The sequence below is a fragment of the Burkholderia sp. Bp9031 genome, assembly GCF_003857965.1.
In the GTDB taxonomy this organism is placed as follows: Bacteria; Pseudomonadota; Gammaproteobacteria; order Burkholderiales; family Burkholderiaceae; genus Burkholderia; species Burkholderia ambifaria_A.
This window is the reverse complement of record NZ_QTPW01000014.1, coordinates 115,930-133,159: the sequence shown is the minus strand read 5'-3', so window position 1 is coordinate 133,159 and position 17,230 is coordinate 115,930. Positions and strand designations below refer to the sequence as shown.

General features: G+C 66.6%; 14 protein-coding genes. 7 read left to right on the top strand and 7 right to left on the bottom strand.

Annotated elements, in window-relative coordinates; translation table 11 throughout:
- Window positions 1–256: 256 nt before the first annotated feature.
- From DIE15_RS19775 to zwf, 3 genes are all read right to left on the bottom strand, one after another.
- On the bottom strand, window positions 257–2,185 hold the full coding sequence (locus DIE15_RS19775; protein WP_124834132.1) for a bifunctional transcriptional regulator/glucokinase: 1,929 nt from the start codon (window positions 2,183–2,185) through the stop codon (window positions 257–259).
- Entirely contained in the window at window positions 2,163–2,843 is a 681-nt protein-coding gene (gene pgl, locus DIE15_RS19770; protein ID WP_124834131.1) for a 6-phosphogluconolactonase, read from the bottom strand. Before pgl ends, DIE15_RS19775 begins: the two co-directional genes overlap by 23 nt.
- 86 nt (window positions 2,844–2,929) lie before the next feature.
- Entirely contained in the window at window positions 2,930–4,399 is a 1,470-nt protein-coding gene (gene zwf, locus DIE15_RS19765; protein WP_057928497.1) for a glucose-6-phosphate dehydrogenase, read from the bottom strand.
- A 428-nt stretch (window positions 4,400–4,827) separates the two neighbouring features.
- Between zwf and DIE15_RS19760 the strand changes: the two genes are divergently transcribed.
- The 4 genes from DIE15_RS19760 to DIE15_RS19745 all read left to right on the top strand — a co-directional run bounded on the left by DIE15_RS19760 (window position 4,828) and on the right by DIE15_RS19745 (window position 9,229).
- Window positions 4,828–6,075, top strand: coding sequence for an ABC transporter substrate-binding protein (locus tag DIE15_RS19760; RefSeq protein WP_124834130.1), 1,248 nt, complete (start codon window positions 4,828–4,830; stop codon window positions 6,073–6,075).
- A gap of 139 nt (window positions 6,076–6,214) precedes the next feature.
- Window positions 6,215–7,153: a carbohydrate ABC transporter permease gene (locus DIE15_RS19755; protein ID WP_057928499.1), complete on the top strand. Its 939-nt coding sequence runs from the start codon at window positions 6,215–6,217 to the stop codon at window positions 7,151–7,153.
- On the top strand, window positions 7,143–8,000 hold the full coding sequence (locus tag DIE15_RS19750; protein WP_057928500.1) for a carbohydrate ABC transporter permease: 858 nt from the start codon (window positions 7,143–7,145) through the stop codon (window positions 7,998–8,000). The genes DIE15_RS19755 and DIE15_RS19750 overlap by 11 nt, the downstream gene beginning before the upstream one ends.
- A gap of 110 nt (window positions 8,001–8,110) precedes the next feature.
- The gene (locus DIE15_RS19745; protein WP_057928501.1) at window positions 8,111–9,229 is read left to right on the top strand and encodes an ABC transporter ATP-binding protein; all 1,119 of its coding nucleotides are present in this window, start codon (window positions 8,111–8,113) and stop codon (window positions 9,227–9,229) included.
- A gap of 88 nt (window positions 9,230–9,317) precedes the next feature.
- On the opposite strand, the gene DIE15_RS19740 is transcribed toward DIE15_RS19745, so the two are convergent.
- The 3 genes from DIE15_RS19740 to trxB all read right to left on the bottom strand — a co-directional run bounded on the left by DIE15_RS19740 (window position 9,318) and on the right by trxB (window position 11,806).
- Complete coding sequence (locus DIE15_RS19740; protein ID WP_057928502.1) at window positions 9,318–9,941, bottom strand: trimeric intracellular cation channel family protein; 624 nt, start codon at window positions 9,939–9,941, stop codon at window positions 9,318–9,320.
- Window positions 9,928–10,707, bottom strand: a complete 780-nt coding sequence (locus DIE15_RS19735) for a Smr/MutS family protein (RefSeq protein WP_124834129.1) — start codon at window positions 10,705–10,707, stop codon at window positions 9,928–9,930. Before DIE15_RS19735 ends, DIE15_RS19740 begins: the two co-directional genes overlap by 14 nt.
- Window positions 10,708–10,843: 136 nt before the next feature.
- Entirely contained in the window at window positions 10,844–11,806 is a 963-nt protein-coding gene (trxB, locus tag DIE15_RS19730; RefSeq protein ID WP_057928504.1) for a thioredoxin-disulfide reductase, read from the bottom strand.
- A 412-nt stretch (window positions 11,807–12,218) separates the two neighbouring features.
- On the opposite strand from trxB, the gene DIE15_RS19725 reads away from it, so the two are divergent.
- The 3 genes from DIE15_RS19725 (at window position 12,219) to DIE15_RS19715 (ending at window position 16,744) form a co-directional block, all read left to right on the top strand.
- On the top strand, window positions 12,219–14,528 hold the full coding sequence (locus tag DIE15_RS19725) for a DNA translocase FtsK (RefSeq protein ID WP_057928505.1): 2,310 nt from the start codon (window positions 12,219–12,221) through the stop codon (window positions 14,526–14,528).
- 37 nt (window positions 14,529–14,565) lie between these two features.
- The gene (gene lolA, locus DIE15_RS19720; protein WP_057928545.1) at window positions 14,566–15,255 is read left to right on the top strand and encodes an outer membrane lipoprotein chaperone LolA; all 690 of its coding nucleotides are present in this window, start codon (window positions 14,566–14,568) and stop codon (window positions 15,253–15,255) included.
- Window positions 15,256–15,433: 178 nt separating this feature from the next.
- Window positions 15,434–16,744: a replication-associated recombination protein A gene (locus DIE15_RS19715; protein WP_057928506.1), complete on the top strand. Its 1,311-nt coding sequence runs from the start codon at window positions 15,434–15,436 to the stop codon at window positions 16,742–16,744.
- A gap of 40 nt (window positions 16,745–16,784) precedes the next feature.
- On the opposite strand, the gene DIE15_RS19710 is transcribed toward DIE15_RS19715, so the two are convergent.
- A complete protein-coding gene (locus DIE15_RS19710; RefSeq protein ID WP_057928507.1) occupies window positions 16,785–17,051 on the bottom strand; it encodes a DUF2164 domain-containing protein in 267 nt (88 codons plus the stop codon).
- Window positions 17,052–17,230: the final 179 nt, after the last annotated feature.

Here is a 17,230-nt window from a genome sequence, read left to right as displayed (position 1 = left end):
CGCATTGGACCGACATGGCGGCATCACATGGCGTGAGGGAAGTTACCGAGCCCGGGCAACGGCTGACAATTGGACTTGTTCGAAAATGAGAGCGTGTGCGAACGTATGACGTCACGCGCAACCATCGGCGGAACGCTCGTCGATGATTGCCGAGCCGCTGTGGCCCGGGGCAGTGCCGCTCATGCGAAACACCCCGAACGCCAGGCCTGAATCCGGCGTTCGGGGTGTCGTGTAGCGACGGCGTTCCACCGAAGCGTCAGTCCCGCGCGACGTCCTTCGCCGCCGGCGACGCGCCGTGGCTCAGCCAGTCGAGCACGTCAGCCGTTTCGTCGTCGCTCGCCCGTGCGCGCGCCTGCGCGACGGCTTCCGGCAATTCGCCGTTGGTCGACGCGCGGCGGATCGCGACGCCGACCGCGAGGATGTCGATCATCAGCAGATGCAGGATCCGCGAGATCATCGACAGCTGCGATTCGCGCATCTCGATGTGGTCGGTTTCGAGCGCGACGGTCGCGCGCTTGGCGAGCGGCGTGTTGCTCGACGTGATCGCGATCACCTTCGCGCCGGCCTGCATCGCGACTTCGAGCACGCGCAGCAGTTCGGGCGCGCGCCCCGACTTCGACACCGCGACGATCACGTCGCCCTTGCCGAGCAGCGCGGCCGACGCGGCCTGCATGTACAGGTCGCCGTACGCGATCGTCGGGATCCCGAAGCGGAAGAACTTGTAGTGCGCGTCCTGCGCGACGATGTTCGAGTTGCCGAGCCCGTAGAACTCGATGCGGCGCGCGCCGTTCAGGATCTCGATCGCGTTCTCGACGTGCTCGAAGTTCAGGTGTTCGCGCAATTGCAGGATCGCGGACACCGTGTTGTCGAGCACCTTCGCGCCGAAGTCGGTGGCGGTGTCGCCGAGATGCACCTGGCTGTGGCTCATCGGAATCGTGCCGGTGAGGCCGGTCGCGAGCTTCAGCTTGAAGTCCGACAAGCCCTGGCAGCCGAGCGAGCGGCAGAAGCGGATCACCGTCGGCTGGCTCACGTCCGCCTTGCGCGCGATGTCGACGATCGGGTCGTTGATGATCGAGCGCGGATGGTTCAGCGCGAGATCGGCGACGCGGCGCTCGGCCGGCGTGAGCGCGTCGCGCATCTGGCGGATCCGCTCGAACACGGCCGACGACGCGCCGCCCGACCGGTTCGACAGCTGTTCCGCGAGGATCGCCGACACGCCGAGAAATGCCGGATATTCGGCGGTGATCAGGTAGGTCGGGATGTTCTGGAGATACTGCGTGAAACGGCCCTTCGCCTCGAAGCGTGCGCGGAACGACGAGCGCGTGAACAGTTCGCCGAGCTTCAGCGCGACGCCGCCGCCGATGTAGACGCCGCCGAGCGCGCCGAGCGTCAGCGCGACGCTGCCGGCGAACGCGCCGAGAATCCCGCAGAAGCATTCGACCGTCTCGAGCGCGAGCGCGTCGCCCGCATGCGCGCGCTCGACGATCTCGGCCGTGTCGACGCTCGCGGCGACGCGCTTCTTGTCGCGCGCGGCCAGCGCACGATAGATGATCTCGATGCCGGGGCCGGCGCACACACGCTCGAACGACACGTGCGGAAACTTCTTGCGCGCGTACTGCAGCACGAGATCCTCGCGCTCGTCCTGCGGCGCGAACGACGCGTGACCGCCTTCGCTGCCGAGCGCGATCCAGCGGTCGTCTGCCGGAATCAGGCCGGATACGCCGAGCCCGGTGCCGGGCCCGAGCAGCCCGATCACGCTGTTCTGGCGGCGCGCGCCGCCGCCGATCTGCACGCGCTGTGCATCGGTGAGGCCGGGCAGCGCCATCGCGAGCGCGGTGAAGTCGTTGACGACGAGCAGCGTGTCGAAGCCGAGCGCGCGGCGCGTCGCCTCGATCGAGAAGCTCCAGTCGTGATTGGTCATCGTGACCTGGTCGCCGTCGACCGGGTTCGCGATCGCGATCGCCGCGTGGTTCACGCGGCTGATCTTCACGTCCTTCAGGTACTTGCGGATCGCGTCGGTGAGCGTCGGATAGTCGGCGCCGGGATAGACGCGGATCTGCGTGATCTCGCCCGGGCCGGTTTCCAGCGCGAAACGCGCGTTGGTGCCGCCGACGTCCGCGAGCAGGCGCGGGCCGTCGGCATGCTGGCCCGCGACGACAGCCTTACTTTGCGCACCAGTAGACATCGAGCTTGGTCCCCTTGTCGTTGGCCAGTTGGGAAATCGCGTTCTTCTGCAGCGTGGCGGCCGCGGCGTCGAGCACGTCGCGCTTGGCGGCACCCGCGATCAACAGGAAGAGCCGGTCGACGCGCTTTAGCGCATCGAGCGAAAAGCTCACGCGCGCATGCGGTGCCGCGCCGGGATGCACGGCGACGAAGCGCTCGGGCGTCGTGATCGCGTGGTCCCATTCGGGCGCGTCCGCGAAGATCGACGCGGTGTGGCCGTCCTCGCCCATGCCGAGCACGGCGACGTTCGGCACGCGGTAGTCGGCGTTCGCGTTGAGCGCGGCGACGTGCGCATCGAGCGTCGCGCGCGTGTCGACGAGCGGCAGGAAGCGGGCAGGGGCCGCCGCGTGCTGCAGCAGCGTGTCGCGCACGAGGTGCGCGTTGCTGGCTGCGTCGTCCTCCGGCACCCAGCGGTCGTCGACCAGCGTGACGTCGACGCCGGCCCAGTCGAGCGCCGTGTGCGATAGCGTTTGCAGGAACGGGCGCGGGCTCGTGCCGCCGGACACCGCGAGCGTGGGGCGCGCGGGGCCGGCGAGCGCGGCGCGCAGCGCATCGACGACGGCGCGCGCGAGCGCTTCGCTTTGCGCTTCCTGGGTGTCGAAAGCGTGGATCTCGATCACATCTCCTCCGGACTGCTTTGTCTGTTCAATTCGTGCGTATCGTGGAGCAGGTTGCCGCGCGCGAGTGCGCACGGCAACGGGTTGCATCAGTTTTCTTCTTCGAGCCAGCAGGTGCCGTGCTGCGCGAGCATCGCGCTCGCCGCGGCCGGCCCCCATGTGCCCGCCGCGTACGGCTTCGGCGGCTTCAGCGTGCGTGCCCATTCATTGAGGATCGGCTCGACCCAGCGCCATGCCGCTTCCTGTTCGTCGCGGCGCACGAACAATGCAAGACGGCCGTTGATCACGTCGAGCAGCAGGCGCTGGTACGCCTCCATCTGCCCTTCCTTGAAGAACTGGTCGAACGCGAGGTCGAGGTGCACGCTCGCGAGGTTCATCCCTTCGCCGGGCTGCTTCGCGAGGCAGTACAGGCGAATCGTCTCGTTCGGCTGCAGCCGGATCACGAGGCGGTTCGAGCCGGCGCGCAGCGCGGTCGGCCCGAGTGCCGAGTGCGGCACCGGCCGGAAGTTGACGACGATCTCCGCGACGCGATCGGCGAGACGCTTGCCGGTGCGCAGGAAGAACGGCACGCCGGCCCAGCGCCAGTTCTCGATCTCGACCTTCAGCGCGACGAAGGTTTCGGTCTGGCTGTCGGACTTCACGCCCGGCTCGGTCGCGTAGGCCGGCACCTGCGCCCCCTTGATCACGCCCGCATGATACTGGCCGCGCACCGCGACCTTGCCGATGTCACGCGGATCGACCGGCTTCAGCGCACGCAGCACGCGCAGCTTTTCGTCGCGCACCGAGTCGGAATCCATCGAGTGCGGCGGCTCCATCGCGACGATCGACAGCAGCTGCAGCAGGTGGTTCTGCACCATGTCGCGCAGCGCGCCCGTATTGTCGTAGAAATCGCCGCGCGCCTCGACACCGAGCTCCTCGGCGATCGTGATCTGGATGCTCTCGACCCATTCGCGGCGCCACAGCGGCTCGAACAGCGCATTGCCGAAGCGCAGCGCGAGCAGGTTCTGCACCGGCTCTTTCCCGAGGTAGTGGTCGATCCGGTAGATCTGGTCTTCCGCGAAGATCTCGCCAACCGCGTCGTTGATCGCGTTCGACGAGCGCAGGTCGTAGCCGAGCGGCTTCTCGAGCACGATGCGTGCGCCTTCGTTCAGGCCGACCGACGCGAGCGCCTTGCAGATCGGCACGAACAGCGACGGGCCCGTCGCGAGATAGAACACGCGGATGCCGGGCAGTTGCGCGACCGCGTCGCGCAGCACGACGTAGTCCTCCGCACGGCCGAGGTCGAGCTTCACGTATTCGATGCGCTCGAGGAAGGATTGCCACGCGCCGTCGTCGAATGCCTTGCCGGCCGCCTTCGCCGCATGCGGCTTCACGTGCGTGTCGACCCATTCGAGATAGCCGGCCCGATCCGATTCGTGCCGCGCGACGGCAACGATCCGGCCGCTTTCCGCAAGCATGTTGCCGCGGTGCGCTTCGAACAGCGCGGGCAGGATCTTGCGCATCGACAGGTCGCCGGTGCCGCCGAAAAGTACGAAGGTAAAGCTGGAATCGGTATGCATGTGTCTCCGCCGGTTGGGGGCTGGGAAGCGATCCGTAGTGTGATAAAAATATTTTTGACACTGAATTGTAGTTTAACTACAATCCGCCGCAAGGGGTAGCACCTGGGTGAAGAAAAAAAGAAGTGCGGTCGATGAACTGCACGAGCTTCGCCTTCGGGAACGCCTTGTGCCGAATGTTATCGGACATTGACGGTGCGCATCGTCCGCGCGCCGTCGCCCCGGGCTCGCGCCGCGGCATCGCGGCGGGCCAGAAACACAAAGAGGAGACACGCCGTTGAATCTCGATTCACGCTTTCTATAAGAGCCCGGCCGGTCATCGGCCCCGTACGCTGCACGCGTCCCGCGGCTCGATTTCCCCGTCGTTTATCAAGAAGCCGGTTCCCCGTCCGGGAACCTCACGAGTTGATTCAGTCTGGAGGAGATAAGTAATGAAAGTTCGCTCGATCATGGGCGCGCTCTGCGCCGCGGGTCTGATGGCTGGCGCCGTGGCGGCGCAGGCGGCCGAGAACGTAACGGTGCTGCACTGGTGGACCTCGGGCGGCGAGTCGAAGGCCGTCGGCGTGCTGAAGGACGACGTGCAGAAGCAGGGCTACGTGTGGAAGGACTTCGCGGTCGCGGGCGGCGCGGGCGCGGCGGCCATGACCGCGCTGAAGACCAAGGTGATCAGCGGCGACGCACCGTCGGCCGCGCAGATCAAGGGTCCGCTGATCCAGGACTGGGCTGATCAGGGCGTACTCGTCAACATCGATTCCGTCGCCGGCGACTGGAAGCAGAACCTGCCGCCGGAAATCGACAAGATCATCAAGTACAAGGGCCACACCGTCGCTGCACCGTTCTCGGTGCATCGCGTGAACTGGCTGTACATCAACAAGGCCGCGCTCGACAAGGTCGGCGCGAAGGTGCCGACCACCTGGCCCGAATTCTTCGCGGTGGCCGACAAGCTGAAGGCCGCCGGCATCCAGCCGGTCGCGATGGGTGGCCAGCCGTGGCAGGACCTGACGCTGTGGGAAGACGTGGTGCTGTCGCAGGGCCCGGCCTTCTACAAGAAGGCGCTCGTCGATCTCGACCAGGCCACGCTGACGTCGCCGCAGATGCTGTCCGTGTTCGACACGGTGCGCAAGATCCAGGGTTACTTCGACACCGGCCGCAACGGCCGCGACTGGAACCTCGCGACCGCGATGGTGATCAACGGCAAGGCCGGCATGCAGTTCATGGGCGACTGGGCGAAGGGCGAGTTCGAGAGTGCCGGCAAGAAGTCGGGCAAGGACTACATCTGCGCGCCGGTGCCGGGCACCGCGAACGCGTACACGTTCAACGTCGACTCGTTCGTGTTCTTCCAGCAGAAGGGCCAGAAGGCCGCGACGCCGGGCCAGCTCGCCCTTGCGAAGACGATCATGACGCCGGATTTCCAGGAGCAGTTCAGCCTGCTGAAGGGTTCGATTCCGGTGCGCCTCGGCGTGAAGATGGACAAGTTCGACGACTGCGCGAAGAAGTCGTACGCCGACGAGCAGACCGCGATCAAGTCGGGCGGCTACGTGCCGTCGCTCGCGCACGGGATGGCGCAGAGCGATGCAACGGCCGGCGCGATCACCGACGTCGTGACGAAGTTCATGAACTCGCAGCAGGATTCGAAGAGCGCGGTCGCCGCGCTCGCGAAAGCCGCGAAGGTGAAGTAAAGCGCGACGGGCGCCCGGCTGGAAACGCATCGTCGGCCGGGCGTTTTTGCATGTGCAGCAAACGGGCTCGCCCCGCGGGCCCGTGCCGTACCCGGCGCCGGCCCGGCCTGCGCCGCCCTCGTTCCAGGAGTCGAATCAAGTGGCTGCCCCTCTTAGCGGAAACGGATCCGGCGCTGCCGTCGCACGGCGCACGTCGCCGATGTCGGCCTTCGCCGATCGCTGGATTCCGAAGCTCGTGCTCGCGCCGAGCCTTGCGATCGCCGTGGTATTCATCTACGGCTTCATCCTGATTACCGGCTATCTGTCGCTCACCAATTCGCGGCTGTTGCCGAACTACGAATTCGACGGCTTCGGCCGCTACTCGGACCTGTTCCAGAACGACGTGTGGTGGACCTCCGCCGCTAACCTCGGCTGGTTCGGGATTCCGTTCATCGTGATCTGCGTCGCGCTCGGGCTGTTCCTCGCGATCCTGCTCGACCAGCGGATCCGCAACGAAGGCGCGCTGCGCGCGATCTTCCTGTACCCGATGGCGCTGTCGTTCATCGTCACGGGCACCGCGTGGCAGTGGATCCTGAACCCGGGCCTCGGCCTGGAGAAGGTGATGCACGACTGGGGCTGGACGAGTTTCTCGTTCGGCTGGCTCGACGATCCGGACAAGGCGATCTTCTGTATCGTGATCGCCGCCGTGTGGCAGTCGACCGGCTTCGTGATGGCGCTGTTCCTCGCGGGGCTGCGCGGTGTCGACGGCGAGATCTTCAAGGCTGCGCAGGTCGACGGCGCGACGCTGCCGACCATCTACCGCAAGATCGTGATCCCGAGCATGCGCCCGGTGTTCTTCTCGGTGCTGCTGATCCTCTGCCACATCACGATCAAGACCTTCGACCTGGTGGTCGCGCTGACGGCGGGCGGCCCCGGCACGTCGTCGTCGCTGCCGGCCATGTTCATGTACACGTTTTCGTTCAACCGCGGCCAGCTCGGGCTCGGCGCGGCGTCGTCGGTGATGATGCTCGTGACCGTGGTCGCAGTGCTGGTGCCGCTGATGTATATGGAATCGAGGAGCACCCGCAATGCAGCCTAAGATGACGATCAGCCGGGCAGTGATCTATGCGGCGTTGATCCTGTTCGCGCTGTACTTCCTGTTCCCGATCTACGTGATGCTGTCGACGTCGTTCAAGGACCTCGACCAACTGCGCACCGGCAACCTGCTGACGCCGCCGACGCACTGGACCCTCGATCCGTGGGTGAAGGCATGGAGCGGTGCATGTACCGGCGTGCGCTGCGACGGGATGAAGCCGTTCTTCCTGAACTCGCTGCAGATGGTGATTCCGGCCGTGCTGATCTCGTCGCTGATCGGCGCGTTCAACGGCTACGTGCTCACGCACTGGCGCTTTCGCGGCGCGGATGCGCTGTTCACGATGATGCTGGTCGGCTGTTTCATCCCGTTCCAGGTGATCCTGCTGCCGATGGCGCGCCTGCAGGGGATGCTCGGCCTCGCGAATACGATTCCGGGCCTGGTGTTCGTGCACGTCGTGTACGGGATCGCGTTCACGACGATGTTCTTCCGCAACTTCTACGTGAGCGTGCCGGCCGAGCTCGTGAAGGCCGCGCGCATCGACGGTGCGGGTTTCTTCACGATCTTCACGAAGATCCTGCTGCCGGTGTCGCTGCCGATCTTCATGGTGTGCCTGATCTGGCAATTCACGCAGATCTGGAACGACTTCCTGTTCGGGATCGTGTTCTCCGGCGTCGACTCGATGCCGATCACGGTCGCGCTGAACAACCTCGTCAACACGTCGACGGGCGTGAAGGAATACAACGTCGACATGGCCGGCGCGATCATCGCCGCGCTGCCGACGCTGCTCGTCTACGTGGTCGCCGGCCGCTACTTCGTGCGCGGGCTGACGGCGGGCGCGGTGAAGGGGTAAGCGCGGCTTCATCCGATACGACGAACCGGCCGCGCATCGCGCGCGGCGCATCGAAACGAACCCGACGCGGCGCCCTAGCGCCGCGCGAGACGAGACAGAGGATTCACAGCATGGCAAGCCTTTCCATCCGTGACGTGTACAAGACCTACCCGAACGGGGTGCCGGTCCTGAAGGGTGTCGACATCGAGATCGAGGACGGACAGTTCCTGATCCTGGTCGGCGGGTCGGGCTGCGGGAAGTCGACGCTGCTCAACATGATCGCCGGCCTCGAGACCGTGACGAGCGGCGAGATCTGCATCGACGGCAAGGTCGTCAACGACCTGTCGCCGAAGGATCGCGACATCGCGATGGTGTTCCAGTCGTACGCGCTGTATCCGTCGATGACGGTGCGCGAGAACATCTCGTTCGGCCTGAACATCCGCAAGGTGCCGAAGAGCGAGCAGCAGCAGATCGTCGAGCGCGTATCGGCGATGCTGCAGATCCAGCATTTGCTCGACCGCAAGCCGGGCCAGCTGTCGGGCGGCCAGCGCCAGCGCGTCGCGATGGGCCGCGCACTGGCGCGCGATCCGTCGCTGTTTCTGTTCGACGAGCCGTTGTCGAACCTGGACGCGAAGCTGCGCATCGAGATGCGCGCGGAAATCAAGCTGCTGCACCAGCGCCTCGGCACGACGATCGTCTACGTGACGCACGACCAGATCGAGGCGATGACGCTCGGCGACCGGATCGCGGTGATGAAGGACGGCGTGGTTCAGCAGTTCGGCGCGCCGCAGGAGATCTACGATTCGCCGTCGAACCTGTTCGTCGCGGGCTTCATCGGCGCGCCGCCGATGAACTTCATCAACGGCAAGCTGGTCGAGCAGGGCGGCGGGATCGCGCTCGAAGTCGACACGGGCGTCAAGCGCGGCGCGCTGAACCTGCCGTTCGATGCGGGCAAGCTGAAGTCGCACGTCGGCCGCGAGGTGATCCTCGGCCTGCGTCCGGAGCGCATCACCGACGTGCGCCATGCGCACAACGGCGACGCGTCGCACCTGCAGCCGTTCGACGTGCGCGTCGACGTGACCGAGCCGACCGGGCCCGATACGCACGTGTTCGCGCAGGTCAACGGCAAGCGGATCGTGAGCCGCGTGCATCCGGCCGCGAACCCGCAGCCCGACCAGACGTTGTCGCTGCTGTTCGACGTGTCGAAGGCGGTGCTGTTCGATCCGGCGTCGGAAGAGCGGATCGCGTGAGGCGGCGCGTGCGCTGAATGAAAGAGAAGGGGCCGTCTCGAACGGCCCCTTTGATTTTTGCGTGCCGGCGATGCGCGGCGCGGGGGCGTCAGTGCGGCAGCCGCACGTCGAACTTGAACGTCGCGAGCCGCGCGACGAGGATGAAGCCGGTCGCGAACAGCACGCTGTACACCGAGTCGAACTGCAGCCACGCGAGCAGCAGGTAGAACCAGCAGCCGGCGAACGCGCAGGTCGCGTACGGTCGCGAATCGCGCAGGATCAGCGGAATGTCGTTGCACAGCACGTCGCGCACGATGCCACCGACCACGCCGGTGATCACGCCCATCATCACCGCGATGAAGCGTGGCATCTCGGCATCGAGCGCGATCGCGGTGCCCGAGATGCTGAAGATCCCGAGCCCGATTGCGTCGGCCACCAGCAGGAGCCGCTCGGCCGACAGTCGCGACAGCATCCGCAGCACGAACGGCGCGAACAGCGCGAGCACGAAGATCGCGATCACGTAGTCGTCGTGGACGACCCAGTAGAACGGCCGGCGTTCGAGCAGGATGTCGCGCAGCGTGCCGCCGCCGAACGCGGTGGCGAGCGCGACGACGAACGTGCCGACCGAGTCGAGACGATTCTTGCGTGCCTCGATGAAACCCGAGATCGCGAAGGCCAGCGTCGCGATCGCCTCCAGTATCGAGATCGCGAGCGTCAGCCTAGGATGCGGCACGCGGCCCCCGATCGGCGGGCGCGGCCAGCGGCTGCAGCAGCACGAGCACCGCGCCCGCGCCGCCGTCGTGGCTGCGCGCCTCGCAGAATGCGATCACTTCTTCCTTCTGCACGAGCCACGCGCGCACCTTGCCTTTCAGCACGGGCTCCTTGCCGATCGAGCCGAGCCCCTTGCCGTGGATCACGCGCAGGCAGCGCAGCCCCTTCTTGCCGGCCTCGCGGATGAACTCCGCGAGCGCGTCGCGCGCCTCGTCGCGCCGCATCCCGTGCAGGTCGAGCTGCGCCTGCACGATCCACGCGCCGCTGCGCAGCTTGCGCACGACGTCGCGGCTGATGCCGGGGCGGTGGTAGTACAGCGATTCGTCGCTGTCGAGCAGCGTCTCGGGATCGAATTCGTCCGACAGCGTCGCATTCAGCACGTCTTCCTCGTCGCGCTGCGTCTGCTTCGGCACCGGGTCGGGCGGCATGCGGCCCGACTTCGCGCGCGGCGGCGCGTTCAGCGGCTGGATCGCGCCGATTTCGTTGCGGAACAGATTCGCGTCGGCCTCCGCCTGGCGGGTGGCCTTCACGGTTTCGACGCGGGTGCGCTCGCGGCGGTCGGCTTCGCCTTGCAGCGACTTGCGCAGCGCGCCGAGGCCGGCAAGGCCCTGGCCGCGCAGTGCGGCGGCGTCGGGTGCGGGCGGTGGCGCGGCGGGCGCCGGGTTCGCGGGACGGGCGGCGATCTGCCGCTTCGCGGGATCGCTCGGATGGGGCTGGTTCTTCGCCATGATTCGGTAACCGGGCAGGCGCGTTCGGGCGCGCGGGCACAAAAAAAGCCGCTGCGCGGCGGCAGCGGCTTTCCGGCCAAGCCCGCTTCGCGGCAGCGGACGCCATTGTAGCGCCCGGCGCGCGAAGGCCTGACGCTTACTTCTTGTCGTGCAGGCTTTCGAGGTAGCGCTGCGCGTCGAGCGCGGCCATGCAGCCCGTGCCGGCGCTCGTGATCGCCTGGCGGTACACGTTGTCCTGCACGTCGCCTGCAGCGAACACGCCCGGCATGCTGGTCGACGTCGCGTTGCCCTGCAGGCCACTCTTCGTCAGGATGTAGCCGTCCTTCATCTCGAGCTGGCCCTGGAACAGGTCGGTGTTCGGCTTGTGGCCGATCGCGACGAATACGCCCTGCACGGTGAGGTCCTGCTTCTCGCCGGTCTTCACGTTCTTGATGCGCAGGCCCGTGACGCCCGATTCCTCGCCCGTCACTTCGTCGAGCACGTGATCCCACTTGATGTCGACGACGCCTTCCTTTTCCTTTTCCAGCAGGCGGTCGATCAGGATCGGCTCGGCGCGGAACTTGTCGCGGCGGTGGATCACCGTGACCTTCTTCGCGATACCCGTCAGGTAGAGCGCTTCCTCGACGGCCGTGTTGCCGCCGCCGATCACCGCGACTTCCTGGTTGCGATAGAAGAACCCGTCGCAGGTCGCGCAGGCCGACACGCCCTTGCCCATGAACGCTTCCTCGGACGGCAGGCCGAGATACTGCGCGGATGCGCCGGTCGCGATGATCAGCGAGTCGCACGTGTATTCGCCCGAATCGCCGATCAGCCGGATCGGCTGTTCGTGCAGTTTCGCGGTGTGGATGTGGTCGAATACGATTTCGGTGTTGAAGCGCTCGGCGTGCTCCTGGAAGCGCGTCATCAGTTCCGGGCCTTGCACGCCCTTCGCGTCCGCCGGCCAGTTTTCGACATCGGTGGTCGTCATCAGCTGGCCGCCCTGCGCGATGCCGGTGATCAGTACCGGGGACAGGTTGGCGCGTGCGGCATAGACGGCAGCCGTGTAGCCGGCGGGGCCGGAACCGAGAATCAGGACTTTGGCGTGTTTGGGCGTGGACATGTGCGAATCCGTAAAAGGCGGCCGCGGCGGGCGGGGTAAGGCTCGCCGGACGGTCTGGGTTGACCGGGATGCCGTCATAGATGGGTATCAGACGCGCATTATAAAGGCCCCGTTGCTGCGCTGCCGAACGAGAGTTTCAATCGTGGCGATAGCGTTCCCCGGCAGCCGGCTCGCGGCGGCGGGGCGGGCAAGGGCGGACACGACACGGCCGTCGTTGCCGGTGGCGGCGCATTGCCGCAGGCGGGTGTCACGGGCCGGGGGCCGACGGTACGGCTCGTGTGTGGGTGTGCGCTTCATGCGCCCCGGCCCTGTTATGTAACCGTCATTTACACTTGGCGCCCCGGTGCAGCGTTTACAATAAGCGGGATCGAACGACAGGCGGGCGCGCGGCCCGTCCTCTTTATACGGATTCATGGCAAAAGCTCCTTATTCCGCCCAGGCACAGGCGTTGCCGCACCGGATGTCGAAGCTCCTCACGGAGATCCGCTGGATTCTCCAGGTCGCGCTCTGCGCTTTTCTGGTGATGGCCCTGTTGAGCTACAGCCGGCGCGATCCGAGCTGGACGCACGCCGCGCAGGTGGACCACATCTCGAACTGGGCCGGCCGCGTCGGTGCGTGGACGGCCGACATCATCCTGCTGCTGTTCGGCCTGTCGGCCTACTGGCTGATCGTGCCGCTCGGGCGGCGCATCGCGGTCAACTACCGGCGCATCACGCGTCACGAGGCGGTCGTTGACGAACCCGAGCGGCCGATCGGCTGGCTCACCGAGATCTTCGCGTTCGTGCTCGTCGTGCTCGCGTGCGACGGCATCGAGGCGCTGCGGATGTGGTCGCTGAAGGTGCAGTTGCCGCGTGCGCCGGGTGGCGTGATCGGCGAGGCCGTGGCAGGCGCGATGTCGCACGCGTTCGGCTTCACCGGCGGCACGCTGCTGCTCCTGATCGCGCTCGCGATCGGCCTGTCGCTGTATTTCCGCTTCTCCTGGCTGTCGGTTTCCGAGCGCGTCGGCGGCGCGATCCTGTCCGCCGTCAACGTCGCGAAGCTGCGCCGCGAGGCCGAGCGAGATCGCAAGCTCGGCGAAGCCGCGGCCGTGCGCCGCGAAGGCAAGGTCGAAGAAGAGCGCGTGCGCATCGAGGATCACGAGCCGGTGACGATCGTGCCGCCGGTCGTCACGCCGGCGAAGTCCGAACGTGTCGAGCGCGAGCGCCAGGTGCCGCTCTTCACCGACCTGCCGGGCGATTCGACGCTGCCGCCGGTATCGCTGCTCGACCCCGCGCCGAAGACGCAGGAAGCAATTTCCGCCGATACGCTTGAATTCACGTCGCGCCTGATCGAGAAGAAGCTGAAGGACTTCGGCGTCGAGGCGAGCGTCGTCGCCGCGTATCCGGGCCCGGTCGTCACGCGCTACGAGATCGAGCCGGCCACGGGCGTGAAGGGCAGCCAGATCGTCAACCTCGCGAAGGATCTCGCGCGTTCGCTGTCGCTCGTGTCGATCCGGGTGGTCGAGACGATTCCCGGCAAGAACTACATGGCGCTCGAGCTGCCGAACCAGCGCCGCCAGACGGTGCACCTGTCCGAGATCATCGGCTCGGAAGTCTATGCGGCCGCATCGTCGGCGCTGACGCTGAGCCTCGGCAAGGACATCGGCGGCAAGCCGGTGTGCGCCGATCTCGCGAAGATGCCGCACCTGCTGGTCGCCGGCACGACCGGTTCCGGCAAGTCGGTCGGGATCAACGCGATGATCCTGTCGCTGCTGTACAAGGCGACCGCCGAGCAGGTGCGCCTGATCCTGATTGATCCGAAGATGCTCGAAATGAGCGTCTACGAAGGCATTCCGCACCTGCTGTGTCCGGTCGTCACCGACATGCGCCAGGCCGGCCACGCGCTGAACTGGACGGTCGCGGAGATGGAGCGCCGCTACAAGCTGATGAGCAAGCTCGGCGTGCGCAACCTCGCCGGCTACAACAACAAGATCGACGAGGCGGCGAAGCGCGAGGAAAAGATTCCGAATCCGTTCAGCCTGACGCCGGACGATCCCGAACCGCTCGGCCGCCTGCCGAACATCGTCGTCGTGATCGACGAGCTGGCCGACCTGATGATGGTCGTCGGCAAGAAGGTCGAGGAGCTGATCGCACGGATCGCGCAGAAGGCGCGTGCGGCCGGCATCCACCTGATCCTCGCGACGCAGCGTCCGTCCGTCGACGTGATCACCGGCCTGATCAAGGCGAACGTGCCGACGCGGATCGCGTTCCAGGTGTCGTCGAAGATCGACTCGCGCACGATTCTCGACCAGATGGGCGCCGAATCGCTGCTCGGGATGGGCGACATGCTGTACCTGCCGCCGGGCACCGGGCTGCCCGTGCGCGTGCACGGCGCGTTCGTCGCCGACGATGAAGTGCATCGCGTCGTCGAGAAGCTCAAGGAGCAGGGCGAGCCCAACTACGTCGAAGGGCTGCTCGAGGGCGGCACCGTCGACGGCGACGAGGGTTCGGCGGGCGCGGGAACCGGTGAAGGCGGCGGCGAGTCTGATCCGCTGTACGACCAGGCGGTCGAGATCGTCATCAAGAACCGCCGCGCGTCGATCTCGCTCGTGCAGCGCCATTTGCGGATCGGCTATAACCGCGCGGCACGGCTGCTCGAACAGATGGAACAGTCGGGGCTCGTGTCGGCGATGTCGTCGAGCGGCAACCGCGAAATTCTTGTGCCGGCGCGCGACGCGGAATGAGTCCGCGGCGCCGGCCACCCAGGGAGAAAACCGCATCATGCAGCAACTTTCGTTCGTCCCTTCCCTTCGTTCGACGCGCCGCTGGCTCGGCGCGGCGTTCGCCGGCGCATCGCTGATGCTCGCGGCGACACACGCGTTCGCGGGCGGCACCGACCAACTGAAGGCCTTCGTATCGCAGGTGCATTCGGCGAAGGGTGATTTCACGCAGCAGATCGTCAAGGCGCCGGCCAAGGGGGCGAGCGCCGTGCAGGTCGCGCCGAAGCCGAACGACAATTCGAGCGGCACATTCGTGTTCTCGCGTCCGGGCAAGTTCATCTGGACGTACCAGAAGCCGTACCAGCAGGTGCTGCAGGCCGACGGCGACAAGCTCTACGTGTACGACCGCGACCTGAACCAGGTCACCGAGCGCAAGCTGAACGGCGCGTTGGGCGCGAGCCCGGCCGCGATCCTGTTCGGCAGCAACGATCTCGACAAGAACTACACGCTGCGCGATGCCGGCCAGAAGGGCGGCATCGAGTGGCTCGAGATGCTGCCGAAGGCGCAGGACACGCAATTCCAGCGGATCGGCATCGGCTTCCGCAACGGCACGCTCGCCGCGATGGAGCTGCACGACGTGTTCGGCAACGTCACGCTGCTCACGTTCACGAACATCCAGACGAACCCGCCGCTGAAGAGCGATACGTTCAAGTTCGTCGTGCCGAAGGGCGCGGACGTGATCACCGGCTGACCGGCGCCGCACAGTTTTTCCGACACGGGCCTGCCGGCGACGGCAGGCCCGTGTTGTTTTTGGGCGCGCGGGCAACGGGCGCGGGCACCGCGCGCGGCGGTGCAGTCGTGCGGGCTGTCATAATGTCGGGTCCGGCGGCCGCGTTCGGCCGCTACCGTTTGATGTGGAGCGAGGGTTCATGTCCGACCTGTTTCAAGTCGAGCCGCGCCGGCCGCTCGCCGAGGCGCTGCGGCCGAAGACGCTCGCCGAGGTGATCGGCCAGACGCATCTGCTGGGCGAAGGCAAGCCGCTGCGGCTTGCCTTCGAATCCGGCAAGCCGCATTCGATGATCCTCTGGGGGCCGCCCGGCGTCGGCAAGACGACGCTCGCGCGGCTCACCGCGCTCGCGTTCGACTGCGAGTTCATCGCGCTGTCCGCGGTGCTCGGCGGCGTGAAGGACATCCGCGAGTCGATGGAGCAGGCGAAGGACACGCTGAATCGCACCGGCCGTCACACGATCCTGTTCGTCGATGAAATCCACCGCTTCAACAAGGGGCAGCAGGATGCGCTGCTGCCGTTCGTCGAGTCGGGGCTCGTGACCTTCATCGGCGCGACGACCGAGAATCCGAGCTTCGAAGTCAACTCGGCACTGCTGTCGCGGGCGCAGGTGTACGTGCTGAAGTCGCTGAACGACGACGAGATGCGTCAGTTGCTCAAGCGTGCGCAGGAAATCGCGCTCGACGGCCTCGCGTTCGACGACAAGGCGATCGACACGCTCATCGGTTACGCGGACGGCGACGCGCGGCGCTTCCTGAACCTGCTCGAGCAGGCGCAGACGGCCGCATCGTCCGCCCGGGTCACGACCATCGATGCCGATTTCGTCAGCAGTGCGATGACGCTGAACGCGCGGCGCTTCGACAAGGGCGGCGACAATTTCTACGACCAGATCTCGGCGCTGCACAAGTCGGTGCGCGGTTCGAGCCCGGACGGCGCACTGTACTGGTTCTGCCGGATGATCGACGGCGGCGCGGATCCGAAATATCTCGCGCGGCGGATCGTGCGGATGGCGTGGGAAGACATCGGCCTGGCCGACCCGCGCGCGCTGCAGATGGCGAACGACGCGGCCGAGACCTACGAGCGGCTCGGCTCGCCCGAAGGCGAGCTGGCGCTCGGGCAGGCGGTGATCTATCTCGCGTGCGCGGCGAAGAGCAATGCGGGCTACAACGCGTTCAACCAGGCGATGGCGTTCGTGAAGCAGGACAAGTCGCGCGAGGTGCCCGTGCACCTGCGCAATGCGCCGACCAAGCTGATGAAGGAACTCGGCTACGGTCACGCGTATCGCTACGCGCACGACGAGCCGAACGCTTATGCCGCCGGCGAGACCTACCTGCCGGAAGGGATGCGCGAGCCGCACTGGTACAAGCCGGTGCCGCGCGGGCTCGAATCGAAGATCGCCGACAAGCTCGCGTGGCTGCGCGAGCTCGATCGCGAGGCTGGCAAGAAGGACTGACCGGCCACGCGGCTGGATGGCCGGCACCGCGGGGAGCGCGTCAGCGCTTGCGGCCCGGCTGCTTCTTCCAGTACTCGAACGGCTCCTCGTGGCATTCGATGTCCAGTTCGGCGACTCGTGCGTGCAAGCGCTCCTGCGCATCGGCGATCGCGAGGTTGTAGATCGCCGGCGCGATTTCCTCGACGAAGAAGTGCAGCAGCGCGCCGGCCTGGATGTTGCCGATCGGCTCGTCCATGTTTTCTGTGAAATAGCGTTGCAGCGATGCGATCGCGCGGTCGCGGACATCCTTGTCCAGTTCGATGGCCATCGGGTTCCCTCGGGTGATGGTGATGCGAAGGCGGGTGCGTTGCCTGCCGCGTTGCGCCCGGCCGAGGCGGCTGTCGCGCGCGGCGCGACGGCATCGCCCGACGCGCTTTGCCGGGTGCCGGCGCGCAGGCCGGCAATGCGATACTGCCACGCCCGCCGCGCGTTTGCGGCATTGTCCAT

Coding starts and splice junctions, on each gene's coding strand:
- DIE15_RS19725 (WP_057928505.1), top strand. CDS start 12,219: ATGGCAAAAGCTCCTTATTCCGCCCAGGCACAGGCGTTGCCGCACCGG.
- zwf (WP_057928497.1), bottom strand. CDS start 4,399: ATGCATACCGATTCCAGCTTTACCTTCGTACTTTTCGGCGGCACCGGC.
- DIE15_RS19710 (WP_057928507.1), bottom strand. CDS start 17,051: ATGGCCATCGAACTGGACAAGGATGTCCGCGACCGCGCGATCGCATCG.
- DIE15_RS19735 (WP_124834129.1), bottom strand. CDS start 10,707: ATGGCGAAGAACCAGCCCCATCCGAGCGATCCCGCGAAGCGGCAGATC.
- DIE15_RS19760 (WP_124834130.1), top strand. CDS start 4,828: ATGAAAGTTCGCTCGATCATGGGCGCGCTCTGCGCCGCGGGTCTGATG.
- DIE15_RS19775 (WP_124834132.1), bottom strand. CDS start 2,185: ATGTCTACTGGTGCGCAAAGTAAGGCTGTCGTCGCGGGCCAGCATGCC.
- DIE15_RS19745 (WP_057928501.1), top strand. CDS start 8,111: ATGGCAAGCCTTTCCATCCGTGACGTGTACAAGACCTACCCGAACGGG.
- DIE15_RS19750 (WP_057928500.1), top strand. CDS start 7,143: ATGCAGCCTAAGATGACGATCAGCCGGGCAGTGATCTATGCGGCGTTG.
- lolA (WP_057928545.1), top strand. CDS start 14,566: ATGCAGCAACTTTCGTTCGTCCCTTCCCTTCGTTCGACGCGCCGCTGG.
- trxB (WP_057928504.1), bottom strand. CDS start 11,806: ATGTCCACGCCCAAACACGCCAAAGTCCTGATTCTCGGTTCCGGCCCC.
- DIE15_RS19715 (WP_057928506.1), top strand. CDS start 15,434: ATGTCCGACCTGTTTCAAGTCGAGCCGCGCCGGCCGCTCGCCGAGGCG.